Source organism: Mycolicibacter heraklionensis (assembly GCF_001021505.1).
Taxonomy (GTDB): domain Bacteria; phylum Actinomycetota; class Actinomycetes; order Mycobacteriales; family Mycobacteriaceae; genus Mycobacterium; species Mycobacterium heraklionense.
Genome location: NZ_LDPO01000007.1, coordinates 195296 through 212629, shown reverse-complemented (window position 1 = coordinate 212629; position 17334 = coordinate 195296). Strand labels below are relative to the sequence as shown.

General features: G+C 63.7%; 15 protein-coding genes and 1 pseudogene. 10 read left to right on the top strand and 6 right to left on the bottom strand.

What is annotated here, in order from left to right:
* Positions 1–95: 95 nt before the first annotated feature.
* The 7 genes from ABW16_RS11180 (at position 96) to ABW16_RS11150 (ending at position 6922) form a co-directional block, all read left to right on the top strand.
* Entirely contained in the window at positions 96–1697 is a 1602-nt protein-coding gene (locus tag ABW16_RS11180; RefSeq protein WP_047319221.1) for a glycosyltransferase family 87 protein, read from the top strand.
* Between the two features lie 145 nt (positions 1698–1842).
* A complete protein-coding gene (gene rpsF, locus ABW16_RS11175; RefSeq protein WP_047319220.1) occupies positions 1843–2133 on the top strand; it encodes a 30S ribosomal protein S6 in 291 nt (96 codons plus the stop codon).
* A gap of 77 nt (positions 2134–2210) precedes the next feature.
* Positions 2211–2720 (top strand): single-stranded DNA-binding protein, encoded by a 510-nt coding sequence (locus tag ABW16_RS11170; RefSeq protein WP_047319219.1) that lies wholly within the window; start codon positions 2211–2213, stop codon positions 2718–2720.
* A gap of 33 nt (positions 2721–2753) precedes the next feature.
* Positions 2754–3008 carry a 30S ribosomal protein S18 gene (gene rpsR, locus ABW16_RS11165; protein WP_024442719.1) on the top strand — a complete coding sequence of 85 codons (255 nt, stop codon included), beginning with the start codon at positions 2754–2756 and terminating at the stop codon, positions 3006–3008.
* Positions 3009–3040: 32 nt separating this feature from the next.
* Positions 3041–3499, top strand: a complete 459-nt coding sequence (gene rplI, locus ABW16_RS11160) for a 50S ribosomal protein L9 (RefSeq protein ID WP_047319218.1) — start codon at positions 3041–3043, stop codon at positions 3497–3499.
* Positions 3500–3985: 486 nt separating this feature from the next.
* Positions 3986–5362 carry a replicative DNA helicase gene (gene dnaB / locus ABW16_RS11155; RefSeq protein WP_024442717.1) on the top strand — a complete coding sequence of 459 codons (1377 nt, stop codon included), beginning with the start codon at positions 3986–3988 and terminating at the stop codon, positions 5360–5362.
* A gap of 558 nt (positions 5363–5920) precedes the next feature.
* Positions 5921–6922 carry an LAGLIDADG family homing endonuclease gene (locus tag ABW16_RS11150; RefSeq protein ID WP_052956855.1) on the top strand — a complete coding sequence of 334 codons (1002 nt, stop codon included), beginning with the start codon at positions 5921–5923 and terminating at the stop codon, positions 6920–6922.
* Between the two features lie 3 nt (positions 6923–6925).
* Here ABW16_RS11150 and ABW16_RS11145 read toward each other — a convergent pair whose 3' ends face one another.
* Positions 6926–7567, bottom strand: a complete 642-nt coding sequence (locus ABW16_RS11145) for a TetR/AcrR family transcriptional regulator (protein ID WP_052956856.1) — start codon at positions 7565–7567, stop codon at positions 6926–6928.
* 213 nt (positions 7568–7780) lie between these two features.
* Here ABW16_RS11145 and ABW16_RS23875 point away from each other — a divergent pair, with 213 nt between their 5' ends.
* The 3 genes from ABW16_RS23875 (at position 7781) to ABW16_RS28110 (ending at position 13140) form a co-directional block, all read left to right on the top strand.
* Complete coding sequence (locus tag ABW16_RS23875) at positions 7781–9928, top strand: cellulase family glycosylhydrolase (RefSeq protein ID WP_109519562.1); 2148 nt, start codon at positions 7781–7783, stop codon at positions 9926–9928.
* 152 nt (positions 9929–10080) lie between these two features.
* A complete protein-coding gene (locus ABW16_RS27740; RefSeq protein ID WP_268768025.1) occupies positions 10081–12225 on the top strand; it encodes a cellulase family glycosylhydrolase in 2145 nt (714 codons plus the stop codon).
* Between the two features lie 483 nt (positions 12226–12708).
* Entirely contained in the window at positions 12709–13140 is a 432-nt protein-coding gene (locus ABW16_RS28110) for a DUF2510 domain-containing protein (protein WP_082134062.1), read from the top strand.
* A gap of 128 nt (positions 13141–13268) precedes the next feature.
* Here ABW16_RS28110 and ABW16_RS23870 read toward each other — a convergent pair whose 3' ends face one another.
* From ABW16_RS23870 to ABW16_RS11115, 5 genes and pseudogenes are all read right to left on the bottom strand, one after another.
* A complete protein-coding gene (locus ABW16_RS23870; protein ID WP_233424743.1) occupies positions 13269–14240 on the bottom strand; it encodes an LppP/LprE family lipoprotein in 972 nt (323 codons plus the stop codon).
* Between the two features lie 213 nt (positions 14241–14453).
* A pseudogene (locus ABW16_RS28105) lies at positions 14454–14546 on the bottom strand (DUF2510 domain-containing protein); the annotation flags it as partial.
* Positions 14543–15298, bottom strand: coding sequence for an 8-oxoguanine DNA glycosylase OGG fold protein (locus ABW16_RS11125; RefSeq protein WP_109519561.1), 756 nt, complete (start codon positions 15296–15298; stop codon positions 14543–14545). The gene ABW16_RS11125 and the pseudogene ABW16_RS28105, both read right to left, overlap by 4 nt.
* A 173-nt stretch (positions 15299–15471) precedes the next feature.
* Positions 15472–16425 carry a TNT domain-containing protein gene (locus ABW16_RS11120; protein WP_082134060.1) on the bottom strand — a complete coding sequence of 318 codons (954 nt, stop codon included), beginning with the start codon at positions 16423–16425 and terminating at the stop codon, positions 15472–15474.
* A gap of 199 nt (positions 16426–16624) precedes the next feature.
* Positions 16625–16993: a hypothetical protein gene (locus tag ABW16_RS11115; protein ID WP_047319215.1), complete on the bottom strand. Its 369-nt coding sequence runs from the start codon at positions 16991–16993 to the stop codon at positions 16625–16627.
* Between the last annotated feature and the right edge of the window lie 341 nt (positions 16994–17334).

Sequence of the window (17334 nt, the reverse complement as noted above, 5' to 3'; positions counted from 1 at the left end):
CGCATAGGGCGTTCGGTTGTCTCCTCCGTCACGGCAGAGCCCCCGCCGCCGGCGCCGGAGGCTCTGCCGTGACGGAGGAGACAACCGAACGCCCTATGCGCTCACCCCGCCGGCTGGCGGCGGACCTGCGCAGCGCCGACGACCGCGACCTGCCCAGCCGCACCGACGTCGTCGGTCATGCGCTGTCGAACACCATCGGCGGGCCGGTCGGCCGCCATGCGCTGATCGGGCGTACCCGGTTCATGACGCCGCTGCGGGTGATGTTCCTGATCGCCGTGCTGTTCTTGGCCCTGGGCTGGACCACCAAGTCGGCCTGCCTGCAGAGCACCGGCAGCGGAAGCCCCGACCAGCGGGTGGCCAACTGGGACAACGAGCGCGCGTACTTCCAGCTGTGCTACTCCGACGTGGTACCGCTCTACACCGCGGAGCTACTGGATCAGGGCAAGTTCCCCTACAAGTCCAGCTGGGTGGAGAAGGACTCGTCGGGCAAGGAACAGACCCGCTACGACGGACTGCCCGCCGTGCGCTACATGGAATATCCGGTGCTGACCGGCCTGTACCAGTACTCGGCGATGGCCCTGGCGAAGACGTACACGGCGATCACCAAGGTGGTGAAGATCCCGGCGTTGAGTGGGGTCGCCGAGGTGGTGGTGTTCTTTGACATCGTCGCGCTCGGTCTGGCGCTGGCCTGGCTGGCGACGGTCTGGTCCACCGCCGGGCTGGCCGGCCGGCGCATCTGGGACGCGGCGCTGGTGGCGGCTTCGCCGCTGGTGATCTTCCAGATCTTCACCAACTTCGACGCGTTGGCCACCGCGTTCGCCGGGGCGGGTCTGTTGGCCTGGGCGCGGCGCCGGCCGACGGCGGCCGGGGTGCTGCTCGGTCTGGGCACCGCCGCCAAGCTGTACCCGGTGCTGCTGCTGTTCCCGCTGCTGGCGCTGGGGCTGCGCACCGGCCGGCTGCGGGAGGTCAAACGCACCGCGGTGGCCACCGCAGTGAGCTGGCTGGTGGTAAACCTGCCGGTCCTGCTGTACGCACCGCGTGGCTGGAGCGAGTTCTTCCGACTCAACTCCCGCCGCGGCGACGACATGGATTCGCTCTACAACGTGGTGAGGTCGTTGACCGGCTGGTCGGGCTTCGACGGCGACCTGGGGATGTGGCAGCCGCCGACGGTGCTCAACAGCGTCGTGGCCGCACTGTTCGCGCTGTGCTGCGCCGGGATCGGCTATGTCGCGCTGACCGCGCCGCGGCGGCCGCGGGTCGCGCAGTTGGCGTTCCTGGTGGTTGCGGCGTTCCTGCTGACGAACAAGGTGTGGAGTCCGCAGTTCTCGCTGTGGCTGGTGCCGCTGGCGGTGTTGGCCCTGCCGCACCGCCGGCTGCTGCTGGTGTGGATGACCGTCGACGCGCTGGTCTGGGTGCCGCGGATGTACTACCTCTACAGCGTTGCCGACCGCAGCCTGCCCGAGCAGTGGTTCACCACCACGGTGCTGGTGCGGGATCTGGTGGTGTTGGTGCTGTGCGCGCTGGTGGTTCGGCAGATCTACCGCCCGCAGGAAGATCTGGTGCGCGCCCACGGGTGGGCCGACGACCCGGCCGGCGGGGTGTTCGATCGGGCACCGGATGCGCCACCACCGTGGCTGCCGGCCCGGCGGTTCAGCGAGGCTCGACGGAGGAGAGGCGAAGCTGGGACCGCCGCATGAACCTGGTTGCGGTCCAGCCCGAGGCGGCCGATTTCGTGAGGAAGCCCAGCCTCCGGTAACCTGACCCGGTTGCCGACGCAGGCGACCCTCCTGCCGTGGACACCTCCACGGCCGCACTACGACCATAGGAGGTGATGAGGTTCCCATGCGTCCATACGAAATCATGGTCATCCTTGACCCCACTCTCGACGAGCGCACCGTCGCCCCGTCCCTGGAGACGTTCCTGAACGTCATTCGCAAGGACGGCGGAACGGTCGACAAGGTCGACATCTGGGGCAAGCGCCGCCTGGCTTACGAGATCGCCAAGCATGCCGAAGGCATCTACGCGGTCATCGACGTCAAGGCCGCTCCGGCCACCGTGTCCGAACTCGACCGTCAGCTCAGCCTGAACGAGTCGGTGCTTCGCACCAAGGTGATGCGCACCGACAAGTCGTAGGCGGCTGTCGCAGCCGTTGCGTAGGCTCATGCTGCGAATGCAGCATCCAGCGCTGACACCGATCCTAGGAGGGCCCCGTGGCTGTAGGTGACACCACGATCACCGTCGTCGGAAACCTGACCGCGGACCCTGATCTGCGGTTTACCCCCTCGGGGGCGGCGGTCGCCAACTTCACGGTGGCGTCCACTCCGCGGGTCTTCGACCGGCAGAGCGGTGAGTGGAAGGACGGCGACGCGCTGTTCCTGCGGTGCAACATCTGGCGCGAGGCCGCCGAGAATGTTGCCGAGAGCCTCACCCGCGGATCGCGGGTGATCGTCACCGGGCGGCTGAGGCAGCGGTCCTTCGAGACCCGCGAGGGCGAGAAGCGCACCGTCTACGAGGTAGAGGTCGACGAGGTCGGCCCCTCGTTGCGGTATGCGACCGCCAAGATCAACAAGGTCAGCCGTGGCGGCGGCGGAGGCGGCTTCGGCGGAGGCGGCGGCGCGCCGGCCTCGGCCGGTCCGTCCGGCCCGCCCGCGGAAGACCCGTGGGGCAGTGCTCCGGCGTCCGGCTCCTTCGGGGGCGCCGACGACGAGCCGCCCTTTTAGACAACCGAACCACAGCACGAAAGAGATAGGTAGATGGCCAAATCCAACAAGCGGCGTCCGGCTCCTGAGAAGCCGATCAAGGCTCGCAAGTGCGCATTCTGCTCCAACAAGAAGCAGGTGATCGACTACAAGGACACCTCGCTGCTGCGCACCTACATTAGTGAGCGGGGCAAGATCCGCGCCCGTCGTGTGACCGGCAACTGCGTTCAGCACCAGCGCGACGTCGCGCTCGCGGTGAAGAACGCTCGCGAGGTCGCGTTGCTGCCCTTCACCTCGTCGGCGCGCTAGCCGACCATTCGATCTCCAGAAAGTACGAAACGATGAAGCTCATTTTGACCGCCGAGGTGGACCACCTCGGAGCGGCCGGAGACACCGTCGAGGTCAAGGACGGATACGGCCGCAACTACCTGCTCCCGCGGGGGCTGGCCATCGTCGCCACGCGCGGCGCGCAGAAGCAGGCCGACGACATCCGTCGGGCCCGCGAGACCAAGCAGGTGCGCGACCTGGACCACGCCAAGGAGCTCAAGGAAGCTCTGCAGGCGCTGGGCACGGTCACGTTGCCGGTGAAGACCTCGGGCGACTCGGGCAAGCTGTTCGGCTCGGTGACCGCCGCTGACGTGGTCGCCGCCATCAAGAAGGCCGGTGGGCCCAACCTCGACCGGCGGATCGTGCGGCTGCCCAAGGCCCACATCAAGGCGGTCGGCAACCACCCGGTGTCGGTGCACCTGCACCCCGAGGTGAACGTCGACGTCACCCTCGACGTCGCTGCGGCAAACTAAGCACGTACCTCAGCAGCCCCGGCGGCGCCCTGATCGGCGCCGCCGGGGCCTTGCTGTGTGTGGATCGGGTTCGGTCCGGTGAGTTCTGGCTAACTTTTGAGCTGTCTGTGAGTGCGGGGCCGTTTACCTTGTTGTGGAATCGCGTCTACCTGCTTGCAAAGCAACACGCCCAAGATGGCAACCTGCGACGACACGCCGAAGAGATTGTCTTCCACAATCAAAACACCCTTCGCTATGGCCTTTACCTGCGGGGATAACCCCGGTTAGAAGAACAATCCACAAGTCTTCCCCACCGTCCCAAACAAATGGGGGACCGGTGTGCACACTTGATCCACAGCTTTGTGAACAGGCTCGTTTTGTACGGCCGCCAGCAACGCCTACCGTCAACGCGGCACGACACAACGGGGAGTGTCGGAGCCAACGGATATGTTCGGGCCATTAACGCCGAATAGACGTTCGATCGTGCCAGTGGAGGAGGAGGGGCGCATGGCAGTAGTCGACGACCGTGGTCACTCTGAGCTCGAAGAGCCACCACGCGAGGACGTCGGCCGCCAGCCGCCCCAGGATCTCGCCGCGGAGCAGTCGGTGCTCGGAGGCATGCTGCTGAGCAAGGACGCGATCGCCGACGTGCTGGAGCGGTTGCGGCCCGCCGACTTCTACCGCCCGGTGCACCAGAACATCTACGACGCGATCCTGGACCTCTACGGGCGCGGTGAGCCTGCTGACGCGGTTACGGTGGCCGCCGAGCTCGACCGTCGCGGCCTGCTGCGCCGGGTGGGCGGCGCCCCGTACCTGCACACGCTGATCTCCACGGTGCCCACGGCGGCCAACGCCGGCTACTACGCCACGATCGTCGCGGAGAAGGCCATCCTGCGCCGGCTGGTGGAGGCCGGCACCCGGGTGGTGCAGTACGGCTACGCGGGCGCTGAGGGCGCCGATGTGGCCGAGATCGTCGACCGCGCCCAGGCCGAGATCTACGAGGTCGCCGAGCGGCGGAGCTCCGAGGACTTCGTCCCGCTGGAAGACCTGCTGCAGCCCACCATGGACGAGATCGACGCGATCGCCTCGCACGGCGGTATCGCGCGAGGTGTGCCGACCGGCTTCACCGATCTGGACGAGGTGACCAACGGGCTGCACCCGGGACAGATGATCATCATCGCGGCGCGGCCCGGTATGGGGAAATCCACACTGGCACTTGACTTTATGCGGTCGTGCTCGATCAAGAACCGGATGGCCAGCGTCATCTTTTCGCTGGAAATGAGCAAGTCCGAGATCGTCATGCGACTGCTCTCCGCTGAAGCCAAGATCAAACTCGGCGACATGCGCTCGGGACGGATGACAGACGACGACTGGACCCGGTTGGCGCGGCGGATGAGTGAGATCAGCGAGGCGCCGCTCTACATCGATGATTCGCCGAACCTGACCATGATGGAGATCCGCGCCAAGGCCCGCCGGCTCAAGCAGAAGGCGGATCTGCGACTGGTGGCGGTCGACTACATGCAGCTGATGACCTCCGGCAAGAAAGTCGAGTCGCGCCAGCAGGAGGTGTCGGAGTTCTCCCGGAACCTCAAGCTACTGGCCAAGGAGCTCGAGGTGCCGGTGATCGCGCTGAGCCAGCTCAACCGTGGTCCCGAGCAGCGCACCGACAAGAAGCCGATGCTCGCAGATCTCCGCGAAAGTGGAAGTTTGGAGCAAGATGCGGACATGGTTATACTTTTGCACCGGCCGGATGCTTTTGAGCGTGACGATCCGCGCGGCGGGGAAGCGGATCTGATTCTGGCCAAGCACCGTAATGGGCCGACGAAGACGGTGACGGTGGCCCACCAGCTGCACTTGTCGCGGTTTACGAATATGGCGCACTGACGGGGTCGAGTTTTTGTAGGGTCTCACGCTGTGTGTCATATTCTCAGCGGTGGTGCCATGTCCTTGTCATATGTCTCACGAATGTGTGACACGCAACGTGGGTGAGAACCTACAGTCGTTATGCCCGGCTCGCGCCGGTCATTGTTCCTTCTCTTGATGTCGGTGGACACCGATAATTTGGTGTCATGACAGCGGATAACGGTCGGTGCACGGCACTGTGCGCGCGAGACGCTGCGTCTGAGATATCGCATGCCTGTGTCCTCCGGGCGGACAATGGTTCTGAGATTTCGCTCTCTGAATTGGCGCGCATTGGCGCCATACCGCTGTTGTGGTCGGTAGACGGCCGAAGGCGTTTGATCCGCCGGAAAGTTGCGGGTCATGTCGATACGAAGAGCCGCGACGTGTACCGGCTTAAGCTCGCCTCCGGTCGCCAGCTAGACCTCGCCTCGGACCAGCAGCTCCTCAAGTTCGATAGCTGGTCGCCAGTGTCGGAGCTGGTAAAAGGGGAGCCGCCTTGGTGTCTTGCGACGATTGCGTACCCCCTCCAGCCCGCTGCCGATGGATGACTCTGAGGTAATCATGTTGGCGCATATGATCGGTGACGGATCGTGCGTGCGGCGTCAACCGATCCGCTATGCGTCCGTCGACGAGGCGAACCTTGCGGCGGTGACCTTAGCCGCGGCCCACTTCGGTGTGACACCGATTCGTGATGACTACGCAGCTGCGCGGGTTACTACGCTACGTCTACCCGCGCCGTACCGATTGACGCATGGCAAACGCAATCCCATCGCGGAATGGCTAGATCGGCTCGGCCTATTCGGGCTCCGAAGCTACGAGAAGTACATCCCGGATGCAGTTTTCGCACTATCGACCGAGCAAGTGAGCTTGTTCTTGCGGCATCTGTGGGCAACCGATGGCTCGGTGCGTTGGGACGGTAAGACGGCGCAAGCCAGGGTCTACTATGCCTCGACCAGCCGCCAGCTCATCGATGGAGTGGTGAACTTGCTCCTCAGGGTCGGCGTGCAAGCGAGGGTCACGCGGACCAGCAAGGCTGGTTACCGTGACTGCTGGTTCCTTTCGATCGATCGAGCGGTGAATCAAGTCAAGTTCCTCACCCAAGTCGGTGTTCACGGCGCGCGTGGCGATGCGGCAAAGCAGGTTGTCGCCGAACTGGCAGGCCGGGCAAGGCGACCGGGCAACGACACCATCCCCGTCGAGGTGTGGCGTCACGTGAAAACACTAATGGCAGAACGCAACTGGTCCGACGAGGACTTCGCTCTGGCGACAAACACAAGATTTGACGGCCCGCGTATGTGGACGCATTGTCCCGGTCGAGAGCGGCTCCGTCGCTTATCGAACGTCTTGGCGAGCCCGCTCCTCCACGATTTCGCGACCGACGATATCTACTGGGACAAGGTGGTCAGCATCGCAAGCATCGGCCGCTGTAAGGGCACGAGCTTGGTGCTCCGTGGAAACCACCCAGTGGTGGTTGGCGGGGCACTCGTGCGGGGTCCGGACAACAGGTACCAGGGCCGCAGCTGCCGTGTCAGGAAGACCTGAAGACTATTGAGGGAGCCGCGACGAAAACAGCACTTCCGAGACGGTCTCCCACTCGTTCACCAGGTCGATGCTGTCGGGAGTGCGTAGCCACTGCATTTGTAACCCGTCCATGAGTGCCATCACCTGGCGGGCAAGGGTTTCTGGGTGGTCGGTCAGCCCTGCGGCCATCTCGGCAAACACCGACAGGACTTTTGCTTGGCGCTCCTGAAAGTAATCGTGTGCGGGATGATTCGGCGCAAGCGATTCAGCTTCTAGCACAGCGAAGAGCCGCACAATCTCGGGCTGGGTTGCGGCGTGGCGAACGACCGCGGAGCACACCCGCCTTAGCCTGGGCACCGGATTGTGAACCGGCCCTACGGATTCGAGGATCAGCTCGTCGTCGTTCGCCAAGGCGGCAGCGAGCATCCGCGTGTCTTCGGCATCGCGGTGTTCTAGAACCGCGATCAGCAGCCCGTCTTTGGAGCTGACGTGGTGCAGCACGCCCGGCACGGTCAGCCCGCACCGATCGGCCACATCTTGAATCGACAACCCCCAAAAGCCCCGGTCGGCGATCAATTCGGTCGCCACCTCGATGATCTGGAGCCGCCTTTCGGCCGCCGGCAATCGTGCCCGATCCCGACGGTAGGTCGGCGTTTCGCTGTGCATCTGCCGTTTCCGCACCTGCGTGCTCTTGTCGAGGGATCGATATTCGGCTAACGTACCCCAGCGACCACTACTTACTACCTACTAGGTAATAGGTAAACCTGGACACAGGGGACGCTTATGTCGCGGACGGCCCGTCTCTCTTCCTTGAGTAGGCGCCCAACATCTAGGCGCTGGCTTGGGATAGGCGCTGTTGGGCTGTGTGCGGTGTTGGGGGTGGGCGCGCCGGTTGCTCATGCCGATGATTTCGGGTTCGGTGAGGTGATCTCTGAGTTGTTCAGCGGTGCTTCGGCCGGGGCTGGGGATGTCATCGGCGGCGACGCTGGGCTCGATCATGTTTTCGCCGCCGCTGACACCTCCGGGGTGTTGACCGACACGCTGTCTGCCGACGCATGGTTCCAGCAGTTCGTCTACGTCCCGATTCACACCGCGGTCGACAACTGGATAGCCAGTGATCTCGGTCAGCAAGTCAGCGGTTTCCTCAACCAGATCTCGGGGCAGTTTCTGATCGGTGACGGTGCAGACGGCACTGCAGAACATCCCGACGGCGGCAACGGTGGACTGTGGTTCGGTGACGGTGGAGCCGGTTGGGGCAGCACCCAGGCCGGTGTGGCCGGCGGGGACGGTGGCGCTGCGGGCTGGTTCGGCAACGGCGGCGACGGCGGTGATGGTGGTCTTGGCGCTGCCGGTGGGGCCGGCGGGGCCGGCGGTTCGCTGTTCGGTATCGGCGGCCACGGTGGCGATGGCGGTGCTGCTGCCAGTGATCTCACTACTGCCGGTCATGGTGGCGACGGCGGCAACGGTGGGCTGATGTTCGGCATCGGCGGTGACGGTGGCAGTGCCGGTGACGGTGGAGCCGGCTTGCCGGCGCTGGGCGGGGCCGGCGGTAATTCCGGCTGGCTGGGCCACCACGGCACCGTCGGTGATTACGGCATCCTGGCCAGCGGCCCGCCCGGCGCAGCGCCCTCTCCGATCGAAACCACCGGAACCTGGCTCACCGACACCGATGGCCGGGTGGTCCTGTTACACGGGGTCAACTCGGCGTACAAGGTCGCTCCGTATGAGCCCGCTGCTAGTGGTTTCAGCGATGACGACGCCGCATTCCTGGCCGCCAACGGCTTCAACGCAGTACGACTCGGCGTCATCTGGGCCGGTGTTGAGCCCGAGCCCGGCGTCTATGACGACTCCTACCTGGCCTCCATCGCACAAACCGTCCAAATCCTGCACAACCACGGCATCGTCGCCATCCTCGACATGCACCAAGACGCCTACAGCACCACGTTCGGTGGTGAAGGCGCTCCGGAGTGGGCGGTGCAGGACGGCGGGGCACCCAACCCTGATCTGCCCTTCCCGTACAACATCTTCTTCAACCCGGCCGCGCAGCACGCTTGGGACGCTTTCTGGTCCAACTCTCCCGGACCCAACGGCGTCGGCCTGCAAAACAGCTACGCCCAGATGCTCCAGTACGTGTCTTACTACTTCAAAGACCAGCCTGGGGTGGGCGGCATCGAGATCATGAACGAGCCGTCACCTGGAGCGTCAACCTTCTGGTCGACCATCTTCGGCAACCCGTTCTTCGAAGCCCAACAGCTGACCCCGTTCTACGACCAGGCCGCCGCGGCGATCCGGTCCGTCAACCCCAACACGCCAATCTTCTTTGAGCCCAATCTCCTATCCAATGCCGGGCTGCCCCTCAACCTGGGACCGGTGGACGCAGAGCACACTGTGTTGTCCTTCCACGTCTACTGCGAGATCCTTCTCGGCCCACTGGGCTGTCTGCCGAGTGTCGATACAATCGTCGGCGGCGCAATGGATTACGGGCAGGCGCACAACATGCCGGTCTTCATGAGCGAGTTCGGCGCGACCAGCGATCAGGCCAAACTGTATGCCCCGATACATGGTGCCGACGAAAATCTCATCGGCTGGACGAACTGGGCATACACGAGCCAAGGCGACATCACCACCCACGCCTCACCGCCAAGCTCGGAGTCGCTGGTGTATGACCCCAGCCAGCCACCAGTCGGCGACAACGTCAATACCGCCAACCTGGCCACGCTCTCTCAGCCTTACCCCCAGGTGGTCGCCGGCACCCCCAACTCCTGGTCGTTCGACAACGGCACCTTCCAGTTCAGCTACTCGACCGAGCGCGTTGACGGCTCGGGAGGCTTCGCCGCCGGCGCACAGACGGAAATATCGGTTCCCGCCGGCCAATACCCGGACGGCTATCAGGTCAACGTCACCGGTGGCCACGTCGTCTCACCGGCAAACGCCCCGGTACTGATCATCGCGTCCGACAGCGGCGCAGACACCGTCAGTGTCACAGTCAGCGCCGCCACTGGCGCCGCGGTCACAACAACTGGGTAGAGGTCCCGATGCCTGCAATGAATGTGCTGCCGGAGAGTAGGCGAGTCATGAGTGCAACCAACGGGGGATGCCCAACTGGTCGGCAGCGAACACGGGGTCGTGGGCGTGCGCTCGGTTTCGGCGCGACCGCTGGGCTTTGTGTGGTGTTGGGGGTGGGGGCGCCGGTTGCTCATGCCGATGATTTCGGGTTCGATGAGGTGATTGCTGAGCTGTTCGGTGGTGCTTCGACCGGGGTGGGGGATCTGGCCGGCGGGGATGCCGGGCTCGATCACGCTGCCGCTGCCGCCGCCACATCCGGGGTGTTCACCGACACGCTGTCTGCTGACGCATGGTTCCAGCAGTTCTTCTACGATCCGGTCCACACCGCCATCGATGACTGGATCGCCAGTGATCTCGGTCAGCAAGTCAGCGGTTTCCTCAACCAGATCTCGGGGCAGTTTCTGATCGGCGACGGCGCCGACGGCACCGCAGAACATCCCGACGGCGGCAACGGTGGACTGTGGTTCGGTGACGGTGGAGCCGGTTGGGACAGCACCCAGGCCGGTGTGGCCGGTGGCGACGGTGGCGCTGCGGGCTGGTTCGGCGACGGCGGTGACGGCGGCAATGGTGGCCTGGGCGCTGCCGGTGGGGCCGGTGGGGACGGCGGTTCGCTGTTCGGCATCGGTGGCCACGGTGGTGATGGCGGTGCTGCTGCCAGTGATCTGACCGCTGCCGGTCATGGTGGCGACGGCGGCAACGGTGGGTTGATGTTCGGCGTCGGCGGTGATGGTGGCAGTGCCGGTGACGGTGGAGCCGGCTTGCCGGCGCTGGGCGGGGCCGGCGGTAATTCCGGCTGGCTGGGCCACCACGGCACCGTCGGTGATTACGGCACCCTGGCCAGCGGCCCGCCCGGCGCAGCGCCCTCTCCGATCGAAACCACCGGAACCTGGCTCACCGACAGCGACGGGAAAGTCGTTATCCTGCACGGGCTCAACGAGGTGTACAAGTTGCCGCCATATGAGCCCGCTGCTAGTGGTTTCAGCGACGACGACGCCGCATTCCTGGCCGCTAACGGTTTCACCGCGGTACGACTTGGCGTCATCTGGGCCGGTGTTGAGCCAGAGCCCGGCGTCTATGACGACGCCTACCTGGCCTCCATCGCACAAACCGTACAAATCCTGCACGACCACGGCATCGTCGCCATCCTCGACATGCACCAGGATCTTTACAGCAGCGTATTCGGTGGCGAGGGTGCGCCGGATTGGGCAGCGCCGAGCGGATGGCCCGGCGTTGACCCCGACGACTTGTTATCGCGGGGAATCGGATTCATCGGCAGCTTGCAGGCCTGGGACCAGTTCTGGTCCAACACCCCAGCGTCGGACGGAGCCGGGCTACAGAACCACTACGCCCAGATGTGGCAGTACGTCGCGCACTACTTCAGTGGCAACCCCAACGTCGCCGGCTTCGAGATCATGAACGAACCAGCACCGTCCAGCTCGCAAATGTTGCCGCAAGCCCTGTTCGGCAGTCAATTCTTCGAAAGCCAGCAACTGACCCCGTTCTACAACCAAGTGGCCTCGGCGATCCGTTCCGTCAACCCCAACACACCGATCTTCTTCGGTCCAGACATGAACATCGCCTACAACATCTTCGGCGGACCCGCGCTGCCAATAGGTTTGGGCACAGTGGACGCTCCGCATACTGTCTTGTCGATTCACGACTACTGCAGCAGTTTCGCCGTGTGCGACGCAAGCATGAGCACTGCCGATGCCTACGCACAGGCGCACGGTATTCCGATGATGTTGACCGAGTTCGGGGCCACCAACAACTACGACGCCCTCACCGCGACGATGAAGGCCGCCAATCAGCACCTGATCGGTTGGACCGAGTGGAACTACACCGGCCAAGACGACATCACCACCACCGCGTCACCCACGAGCATCGAGTCACTGGTGTACGACCCCCACCAGCCGCCGGTCGGCGACAACGTCGACGCCACCAAACTGGCCACCCTCGCTCAACCGTATCCAGAGCTGGTCGCCGGCACCCCGACTTCCTGGTCGTTCGACAACGGTATCTTCAATCTCAGCTACTCCACCCAGATGGCCGACGGCTCAGGCGCTTTCGGCGCCGGCTCGACCACCACAATCGCAGTTCCGGACGTCGGTTATCCCCACGGCTACCAAGTGAGTGTTACTGGCGGCGAGGTCATCTCGGCGCCCAACGCACCCGAATTGATCATCGCCTCACACGCCGGGACAACCACCGTCAACGTCGTCGTGAGCCCCGTGCCCGGCGGTGCAGCGAACCTAGGGTAGTAGGGCTTACGTCGAGCCGAACCAGCGCACGTTCCATGCAGGCAGTTAGCTGGGTCACGTGACGAAACAAAGACACCACCAGTTCCTGCCGGTTACCCGCTATATCTCTGCCCCAACTGTGGATCGTGAGCATGGCCGAGGAAATGACACGACTTTGAGACAAAACCAGATGACACCACGTGAGACAAGGCGGATCTCCGCAGGTCGAAGTTCCGCCATATGACACCGAGAGTGAGACCCCACAGCGCTTTTGTTGGGTCTCGCGCTGCGTGTCATTTTCTCGGTGGTGTCAGGCGTTGTCATGTGTCTCACGAACGTGTCATACAGATAGCGCATATGTCAGGTTGCACGCTGACTCCTAAGGGGGCCAGCGTCGGCTAGAGCGGCTGTCGAATCGGGAACCATGAAAACCCGTCGCCAATCAGAGGGCCGGATACGCTCGCATCGATACATCGAGCCAGACGAGATGCATAAAGGAGAGCGATGACGGCACCGGGGTGGTATCCAGATCCGCAGAACCCGGGTCTGTTCTTATATTGGGATGGCAGCCGATGGACAGAGCGTCGACTTGGGGCACCGCTACCCGCAAGGCAGCAAAAGCAGAACGTTGTGACTTGGCTCGTTGTCGGACTGGCCTGCGTTGGACTTTGTATAACCGCGATCATCGGAGTCTCGACGCACGGGTTCAAGAACATGCGTGACTACAAGGCTGGCTACGGTAGTGCCACAGCGAATCCTGTATCCACACAGCGGCTTTGGAATGCAGGAGGATTGAACAGATTCAGCTTGTGCATGCACTACTTGGGGATAGCGAATTCGAACTCAGGTCAAGAGGACTATGGCTACGAGGACTTTCTTGAGGGATGCTATGACGGGCTCGATAAAGTGCTTGGGCCCGGCCGTCACGGAATCTAGCTGGGATGACACCACGTGAAACACCCGCATCGCCTCAGCCTGGGGTATCGGAATATGACACGGAATTGAGACTGACAGTCTCCCAGCGGTGGTCACCGTCAAGCCAACTCGTGTGCGGACCGTCAGCGCTAGCTTTCAGGCGGTGGTGAATCCAACATCTGCACCGAATCTCCATCCCAGCGGTAACGAACCGTCGTCACCACCCCGTCGTTACACGCGGTGCAGCTTTGCCCCGACCTGTATCGCAGAACGACGGTGTCGGGGGTCGATGCACCGGCGTCGAGCGACGTGAACGAGTAGGCCTTCGACGTGCCCGTTCCTAGAAACTCGCCACGGTGAAACATCAGCGCCTGCATGGGCGAGCTGCCGGTGCCGCCGGCCACCGTTATCAACACGGTAGAAAGATCAGCGCACGGATCGTAGTTGCTCTCTAGCGGTGTCGGATCCCACGCGGCCGTAGTCGTCGGCTCAGGTCCCAGCTGCGACAGCGCCTGTCGCACGGCGGCTTCCTGGTCGGGGCCGCACGGCGCTCCGGGGGCGCTAGACGGAGTGGTGGCGGGCGGGGCCGGGGGCACCGTCGACTCGATAGGCTCGTCGAGAGCGGCGGTTGTGTCCCACAAACACAGCTGATCCTGAAAGTATTTCAGCTCCCCGTTGTTCATTTCGCGTGTCGGCCGTGTGTTCATAAAGCTGTCAACAAGCACTGTCGGGGTGAAGGGCCCATCGGCGAAGAGCCGATCCTGACCCGCGAGATCAAGTTCAATGCGCATGACCCGGCCCGCCGTTGTCACCGAAACCGGTACCTCACGGTCTTGGCCGGACGGGCTGAGATTGCTTTGCCATGCCCTCCACGGCTCACCGCTGCCAAGGAAGAGAGACTCGATGACGATGCCCTTCCTTTTCATCTCATCCGCAGTGGGAGAACCAAGATGCGGGGCAGTAAGGAAGAACTCAACGTGTAGGCTTCCCGGCGCATCCATCATGCCGCCGTACGGTGAGCGGACCTGCCGTGCCGGCCCGGGCGGCGGTGCCGCAAATTTCACAGACACTGCAACGTGCGCCCCTTCGAGCCGCTCGACCGTGACCTGCTCGGCGCGCACCGACGCGAGCGGAAGCGGAGCCGGAAAGTCAGGACGAGCTGCCGTGGCACAGCCCATCGTGTGCGGCCACAAAGACCACCGTTGCTGCTTGACAGAATGGTGCTGCCACCAACGGATTACGCCGCCACCCAGCAGAACTGCCACCACAACGACTGCGATCAGAGCCCACCGCCGGCCCGGCAAACCAAAGACGCGGGAGACTGTTGCCGGCCGCACCGCCGAGGTCCAGGCCGTGCCGTCCCAGTATCGCAAGTTCTTACCCGATGGGTCGGGATACCAGCCGGGAATCGGTGACGGTGTCGTCATTCAGGGACCAACTGTTTCTCGTCGGGGGCATAGCGCATAGAGCGGACTGGCTTTGACGCGGTGTCGTTTCGCACGCGCTTGCCCTCCTCGAACAGCCAGCGCTCGATGACATCAGGGCGTCCGAGACTGTGTTCGTCGACCCACAGGCCGAGCAGCGTTGCGTACCGCTGATAGGCCGAGGCCAGCCATCCTCTGAGCGGCAACGACTTCCAGCCGCATGTCTTCTGTAACGCTAGGGCCACGTTCTCGTCGAGGATGCAGCACGGGTGGCAGGGATCGCCGCCGCCGGCGAAATACAGGTACTTGGTGAAGAACGCCGGGCCGAGGTTGCAGATCGCTGTGCGGTTGCGTGGGTAGAGGAGGTGGTATGCGCCCTGCGGATCGGTGCGACTCAGTGCGGCTGCCTGCTGCAGCACGGCGGCGGCGCCATCGCGGTCGGCCGCGATCGAAGCGATACGTGCCCTATTGTTGCGGAGCTTGTCGCCGCTTCCCCACGCCAGCGAGTTCCACAGCAACGTCAGCGCCGCTTGTGGATCGGACGGTGCGGCATCTGCCAGTGCGAAGATGTCGGCGCGGCAAATCGTGTCGCCAATGAGGGTGTCGGCGAAGCCGTGCGCCGCCAAGGCCTGGGTCCACCACCGGCGGTCGGCAGGGATCGCGTGGCCGTAGATCCACTCGGCGACATCGACGCTGCGCAGTTGGGTCGTCCCCAGCATCGGCAGGTGGATGTCGGTTAAGGGCGTTGCGGTCATCGCAGCAATTATCACAGGGCACACGCGGTCGCCGGGTACCAACTGACCGGCCATCACTCTGCCGCGCATCCATGGTCCGTGCTCAGGGAAGATTGCTTTCGAGCGGGACTGCCAGCTGGCTCCGCTCGCGTGGGTGTCGGAGCCTCTCATCTCCTTCCGGTCCTTCCGGTGGATCACTCGATTTCGACGAACCACGCGGGTGGGATGTCTTCGCTGAGGATCGCGTGCAGGTCGTTGTAGCCGTGCTCGAAAGCCGGTGCGAATCGGGTCGCCTCCCACTCATCCATCCATGCCAGATACTCGCTCTTGGATCCCGCATGGCACACGAACACCGCACCCGCGCGGGAATCCTGCGGGTATCGAGCGAATTCGATTCCATTAGCTGGTTTGTCGCGATGCCACCCGGTGCCGATGTTCGGTAGACCGCGCAAGGTTCGGGCTTCCTCGGCGATCAGAAACAGCAGGAACTTCTGGGCGTCTTCCAGTAGGAGGAACCCCCAGTTCTTGTGCCAGGAATTGCGGTCACGTTGCTGCACCACCCATTTGTCGCTGGTGTTGAGAAAAAACCCGAACGCAATACCGCCGAGACTGAATGTGAGCACACCATCGGTGACCTCCGGCCGCTGTTCGCCCCAAAGCCTCTCGCTGGTGGTCAGCAAAAGCGGAAGGTCCGGCCAAGGGAACCTTTCGGCGTCAACAAACGGCCGCCGACCCTCGGTCGCGATGATCCGCCATTGATACCACGCTCGGACGACAGGGCGATACGGCTCAGGGTAGTCACCAAGATCGACGGTGGGGGCTGCGATGGGGCCCGGCGGCGCGGGGAGCGACGCTACCTCGGGACGTATCGATTTCGCCAACCCGGCGTCGATGAGGCGCAACAAAGGGCCGGTGCGGTCGTTCTGATCGAGCAGCCGGAACGCCGTGCCACCGCCAGGCTGGCCGAACCACGGAGCAACAACGAACGACTCGATCTGCCACCCGTCGGGAAGTTTGCCGCCACTTGCAAGCTCAAACCGAGAAAACTCCCTGATCACCAGATTGGGAGGAAGTGACCGCTGCGGATAGGGGGTGCCGTCGGCGTAGAGCCACCCCCCACGCTGGCTGCCATTGAGTTCCACAATCACTGATTCAGCCTAATCAGCATCCGTACGATGTCGCCGTGCCGAAAGCTGCTGGCAGGCGTCGGGGGCACCTGAACAAGCCGAAGAAATGACCCGTGTCGAGACAAACCGCCCGACACTACGTGAGACAACCTGCATCACCGGAGGTGAGGGTAGCGGGATATGACACGCAGCGTACGACCCTACGCGGCGATAGCGACGATTACGCCTGCCCCAAGCTCGGCCGGTAGTCAGCCGCCTCGGACTCGGCAGTAAGGAACGCACCCAGCTCACCCTCCTGCTGGGCGACAAACACACCGATTACCTGCCGGCATACTTCCGGCACGCTCACCCCACGTATATCCGCGATACGTTTCAGCCCGAACAGCATTGACGTGGACACATGAAATTGAACAGCGAACTGACCGCAGGAACCATCCTCAGGCGGCGACCCCGGACCCACCACGACAGGTTCATCAGCCTCGTACTGGTCCACCTCAGCACCCCGAGCTCGCTCGACAACCCCACCCCGATCGCCGCCACCAACGCCGCCGGCCGGATCCCGGAACTCCTCATGACTGAACAAACCCATTCCGCCTACGCTAGACCCCGCAGAATTTCATGCAGCCTCACGCGAAGCGCCGGCTTCAATTACGCGACCCCTCAAGACTTGACCGCGGCCAGCAGATGCGGCCAGAGGCTCGGATAGATCCGACATGGCGTGATTTCAGCACCGTCACGGGACAGAGCAAGGGCAGACGGCGCGCGGGCGTAAATGATCTCGGTCGCGCCGGTTAGGTCGCCGACGAGGCACCGCCGAAGAAATGACACTAGCTTGAGACAAAGCGCGGTGACATCACGTGAGACAACCTGCATCGTCGCAGTTCGGGACAATGCCGTATGACACGGAGCCTGAAACCCTACAAGGGTTTC

Coding starts and splice junctions, on each gene's coding strand:
- ABW16_RS11150 (WP_052956855.1), top strand. CDS start 5,921: ATGGATGACTCTGAGGTAATCATGTTGGCGCATATGATCGGTGACGGA.
- dnaB (WP_024442717.1), top strand. CDS start 3,986: ATGGCAGTAGTCGACGACCGTGGTCACTCTGAGCTCGAAGAGCCACCA.
- ABW16_RS11115 (WP_047319215.1), bottom strand. CDS start 16,993: ATGGGTTTGTTCAGTCATGAGGAGTTCCGGGATCCGGCCGGCGGCGTT.
- ABW16_RS11125 (WP_109519561.1), bottom strand. CDS start 15,298: ATGACCGCAACGCCCTTAACCGACATCCACCTGCCGATGCTGGGGACG.
- ABW16_RS28110 (WP_082134062.1), top strand. CDS start 12,709: ATGACGGCACCGGGGTGGTATCCAGATCCGCAGAACCCGGGTCTGTTC.
- rplI (WP_047319218.1), top strand. CDS start 3,041: ATGAAGCTCATTTTGACCGCCGAGGTGGACCACCTCGGAGCGGCCGGA.
- rpsR (WP_024442719.1), top strand. CDS start 2,754: ATGGCCAAATCCAACAAGCGGCGTCCGGCTCCTGAGAAGCCGATCAAG.
- rpsF (WP_047319220.1), top strand. CDS start 1,843: ATGCGTCCATACGAAATCATGGTCATCCTTGACCCCACTCTCGACGAG.
- ABW16_RS11145 (WP_052956856.1), bottom strand. CDS start 7,567: ATGCACAGCGAAACGCCGACCTACCGTCGGGATCGGGCACGATTGCCG.
- ABW16_RS11180 (WP_047319221.1), top strand. CDS start 96: ATGCGCTCACCCCGCCGGCTGGCGGCGGACCTGCGCAGCGCCGACGAC.